Genomic DNA, 4,491 nt, shown 5'->3' on the forward strand with positions numbered 1-4,491 from the left:
GCACCACATCATGGCCCAACCCCACTGTGAGCATCCGTCCATGGAACGCGGGCCCGGCCGCGTAGGTGTTCCCGTCAACGAGCAGGTTCCCGACTCTGTCGGCCTTCCGCGATTCGTAGCGCACCGCCTCAAAACCGACCCCCGGCAACTCCAAGGACGCCGCCACGTCCTGGGCGAACAGCTCACCCACGGGCAGGCCCTTGCGGTAATGCGTGGTGCCGGCCAGGGCGTCACACCGGGCCATCAAAACCTTGTTGAGCCCGGCCAAGGTGGCGGCCTCCGGCTCCGGGACCATGAAGTTCCGGCGCAGGAACCCCACCGCGTTCTCCACACTGCCTTTTTCGTGACCCGAGTACGGATTGCAGTACCGTGACTCGGACCGGTAGTGCAGCTTGAACGCAGCAAACAGCTTCGTCTCCGTCACCCGGGTTCCCACCCGATTTCCGATGCCCGTGGCGTTGTCAAAAACCATATGTCTCGGTACGGCCCCGATATGTTCAAACACGGTCCGCAACCCGTGCGCGACGCACTCGGAGGTCTCGCCCCGATACCCCTGGACGAAGCGCATGTTCGAGAACGGGAAGGTCACCACGAAGATGTGCAGGACCTGCCGGATCCCGGCGATGATCGCCTCGGCCTGCCCGAAATCGACCTGCACTGTGCCAGCCGGCCAGACCAGTTCGGTGAAGCCCTCCCCGGCGCCACGGTTCAGTGCCCGCCACTTCTTCACGAAGCGCTGCACCGGCGAATACGTGGCTGTGTATCCGTGCTCGTCAACGAGCCGGTCAAAGACCCGCTTGGCCGTATGCCGCTGCTTGCGGTTCCGGCGCTCATCCTCGCCCAGCCACCCCTCAATGACGTCATCGAACCCGGCCAGCACCGAGCCCCCGGGCCTAGCCAACGGAGCTGGTGGTGCCGGGGAGAAGTCCTCCCGGCCGGAGTATTTCGCCACCGACGCCCGGCTAACATCCAACAGCCGCGCGATCTCACGGCCAGGAACCCCCTGGGAGTCGAGCTTTCTGATACTTTCTTGTACGGACATGGGTACCGTCATCTGCTTTCTAGCCCTTCCGGCGCATACGCTTCGCAATGGCAGCGCCGTAAGGAACTTATCTGAGTAGTGGCGGGCCCATGTCCCCAACACTCTGGACGGGCCCCGGCCACCGGGTGATCTCTATCTGAAGGCCAACCCCGAAACCATGATTTGGAGGGGAAAAAACTGGCCTGATTCTTAGCGCTCTTTTGGCCTGAAACGAGCCGCTAACTTGGCCTACATTCCTAGCTGAAACGGCCTACAAATAGTTGATCACACACAGTGATCTTCGTATTCGCGGTCGCCGCGCTCACCGCCCTGCTGTCGCCGCTACGCGAAGGACCCCCACAGGTTGACCAGGCCGGCCAAGCCCGATAGCGCGCCGACACCCCGACGTCTCGTCTGCCGGGCGCTCCGCGCATGATTAATCAGGGGTGGCTTGTGAAAAAGTGAAATATCCGACGCTAAGCCTACGAGGCGCTAAGCCTACGAGGCGTCCGGGACGATCGTTCGCGAGACACTGGCTGAGATCTCATCGAGGCCAGCAAATACAAGGGCCCACCGTGTAACGGTTGCCGTGGACGCACCAACGCAACGCATGCCTACCTTCGCGATACACGCCCTGAGGCGTCCCTCGGGGGCAGCGCTTCTTGCCTATGAACGGACCCGATCACCGCGGCCCACGGCTGACTTCTGGTGGCATATTCGCTCTAACGTCGGATATTTCACTTTTTCACGGACCACCCCGGGCAGGTTACCGGTTCAGCCGCTCCTCAATTGCCCGTTAATCGATTGCCGGTTGAAGGGACGGTTGCCGGGGGAATTCCCATGGCAACCGTCCGTTTGTCCGGCAATATCTGGCATGGTGCGTTTCAGCGGACGCGAAGCCCGGCCTGCAGCAGCTTTCGCTGCAGGATTTCCGGATTATTGACCGCATCCCGCATCCCGCATCCCGCATCCCGCATCCCGCAGCCACCTCACGACCCGCAGTCCCGTAGCCCGGATCCGGTCTTCACGGATTATCTCCTTCCGCAGAGCATCCGCCGGCAGGTCTCCGGCCAGATATTCATCACCGGAGTATTTGATCCGGCCGTCAAATACACCGCCCAAACCAAACTCTTTCCGGTGGAAGTCCATGTAACCAATGCGGTCCTGATCGTCGCGGACCTCGTGCTGGAGTTCCGGTGCAGGGAACCGAGCGTGTGCAGGTGAGCGCCGCTGAGCGATTCGCCGCGAGGCCCCACTCCGGTCAGCGCGGCGGCACCGGCTGCGGACGAACGCACCCGATTCAGCATTCGGGTGGCTCTGGGCGCACCAGCAAAAGACCAGCGCACCCGCTGGGGTGGAGCAGGGGCGCTGGTCCATACCGGGTGCGGTATATCGTCAGGGTCCGCTCATATCCGGCCACGTCCCGGCCTAATTCTCCGGCGGGGTCCCCCGCGCGTAGTCCGCCCCGAGAATAACCGCCGGTCAACGTTGTACCCCGAACGTTTTTCCATCTGACTGCCGGGGCCCATGGGCACAGATAAGCAGCGCGCCGTCACTGCCGCAGCACCGCATGGCAGCGCCGCAGCATCACTGCGGAATCCCCGGCTCCGCGGGCGAAGCGCGGCTACGCCCCGGGATGTTCCGTCAGCAGTTCCGCCAGCGATTCCAGATTTGCCCGGACGGTCCGTGCCTGGGCCCGCTGCACAAATGGGTCTGCCAGCCGACCGAAGACGCCACCTAAGCCCGACGCCGCGTCGATGCGGTAGGTGAACCGGGTACCGCCCTCAGCCGCCTCAAAGGAGTTGGTGATCGTGAAGGAAAGTTTGCCTTCAACGGACCGGTTGACGACCCGATTGGGCGCTTCAAATTCGGTCACTTCGGTAGTCCAGTCAAAGGAGCGGCCCATGATTTTGCTGGTGCCGCTGGAACGAACCCCTATGCCCATCGGGTCGCTCCCGATCTGGGCCGCTTGAGCGACGGAGGAGTCCCACACGGGGGTGTTTTTGGTGGCGGTAATAAAGTCGAAGACCTCCTGCTGCGGCCGGGCGATGAATACGTTTTCTTCGATCACAGGCATGGGAACTCCTTGGGAACGCCTGCCGCTGGCTCGGCTCGGCCGGTGGCCAGGTATGGCGCCATCATCTTCCCAGACCGACGGAATGTCAATGCCCCGGGTGTCCCCAAGCGAGCATCCTGACGGTGATGATTCCCCGGGTGCCCCGGTGCCCTCGTTACCCCGCTGAAGAGTCCGGCCCGATACTTGCCGGTCGTGTCACCTTCCGACGCGCTTGTCGGTGGGAGTTCCCTCCGACGGGTCGGGTTGGGCCCTGGCTGATCGGCACCTGAACTATGAGACCGTTCAGCCGTACTCGCTGGATGAAATCACGGCAGGCACGGGCGTCTCCGATGATGCTTATGACTTCTACAGCGTGAAAAAACTGTCTTTTGTCGGCCGCAAGGCCCTATCAGCCAGACTCTTTAGAGACCGTTTCTTGAACGAGAATAGAGGCTGAAGGCACGAGGGAAGGCTTCACCATGACTACGTCCACAGCAGCAGGAACTCATTGCCTGAAACGAAAATTAGCTGATTGGACGGGGGTGAGGTTAGTGGGAGTGGTGTTTCATGGACATCGTAGGCGGGGGTGACCTTGACTTGGTATCCGAAGGCTTCGAGTTGGCTGTTGGCTGATGGCTGACGGCGCGGGCTTTGGCCTTGCCGGGAGCGCGGCGGACGAAATAGTCGACACCTGGGTCACGATAGAGTTCGCCGGTAGTTGGCATGTGACAGGCGGCAATGAGCATGGCGTGTTCGATCGCGATATGGGCTTTGATCTGCCGCGGTGGACCATGATCCGTCTGTTGTCGGCTGAATGATAGGTGTTCGTTGTCTTGGACACCGCTAGGGCGGCGACGCCGAGGGCGCCCTTGAGGTACGCGTTACCGGGGCGGGTTTTGGTTGACCTGATCCGGTCGGCGGACTCGTTTGATCCTGGGACAGTACGGGCCCAGGAGGCGAACCGCGCAGCGGTGGGGAAAGCCGACATGTCAGCACCGGTTTCGGCGATGAAAACATCGGCGGCGGGAGTGCTGAACCCGGCGATGGATATCAGCAACTCCCGCACCAGCCGGAAGGGCACCAATGCTGTCTCGATCCGCTGCGTGAGTCGGTCGATATCGGCACTGCGGGCGTCGATGCGGTCCGGAAAAAGCCTGACCATGAAGCGGTGGTGGTCGCTGAAACAGCAGATGAGCGCCTCGGTCAAGACCGGAATCTTCGAACACATCCGACGCTTGGCAAGATTTGGTATCAACGGGGCAGAAGTCTCCCCGGCCACCAGTGCTTCAGGACTCTTGACATAGGTATTTAATTTGGTGGCGACGTTTCACGGTTTTTGGTTTCGAATCGCAGGATTTGGTTTGTGCCGGGATAGCGGGTTTCTGTGGCAGTGAGATGGTCGCAGAGTTCACTG

3 protein-coding genes and 1 pseudogene are annotated in these 4,491 nt (G+C 61.6%); 1 reads left to right on the plus strand and 3 read right to left on the minus strand.

Annotated features, from left to right (window positions below; genetic code table 11):
• The coding region (gene istA, locus IV500_RS21025) for an IS21 family transposase (RefSeq protein WP_196398768.1) at window positions 1-1,042 on the minus strand (1,042 nt) is incomplete at its 3' end.
• Between the two features lie 918 nt (window positions 1,043-1,960).
• Between istA and IV500_RS21030 the strand changes: the two genes are divergently transcribed.
• The gene (locus tag IV500_RS21030) at window positions 1,961-2,245 is read left to right on the plus strand and encodes a hypothetical protein (protein ID WP_196398769.1); all 285 of its coding nucleotides are present in this window, start codon (window positions 1,961-1,963) and stop codon (window positions 2,243-2,245) included.
• Window positions 2,246-2,645: 400 nt separating this feature from the next.
• Here IV500_RS21030 and IV500_RS21035 read toward each other — a convergent pair whose 3' ends face one another.
• Window positions 2,646-3,098, minus strand: coding sequence for an SRPBCC family protein (locus IV500_RS21035; protein ID WP_196398770.1), 453 nt, complete (start codon window positions 3,096-3,098; stop codon window positions 2,646-2,648).
• A 561-nt stretch (window positions 3,099-3,659) separates the two neighbouring features.
• A pseudogene (locus IV500_RS21040) lies at window positions 3,660-4,365 on the minus strand (IS110 family transposase); the annotation flags it as partial.
• Window positions 4,366-4,491: the final 126 nt, after the last annotated feature.

It is taken from the genome of Arthrobacter terrae (assembly GCF_015708085.1).
Classification (GTDB): Bacteria; Actinomycetota; Actinomycetes; order Actinomycetales; family Micrococcaceae; genus Arthrobacter_M; species Arthrobacter_M terrae.

Coding starts and splice junctions, on each gene's coding strand:
- IV500_RS21035 (WP_196398770.1), bottom strand. CDS start 3,098: ATGCCTGTGATCGAAGAAAACGTATTCATCGCCCGGCCGCAGCAGGAG.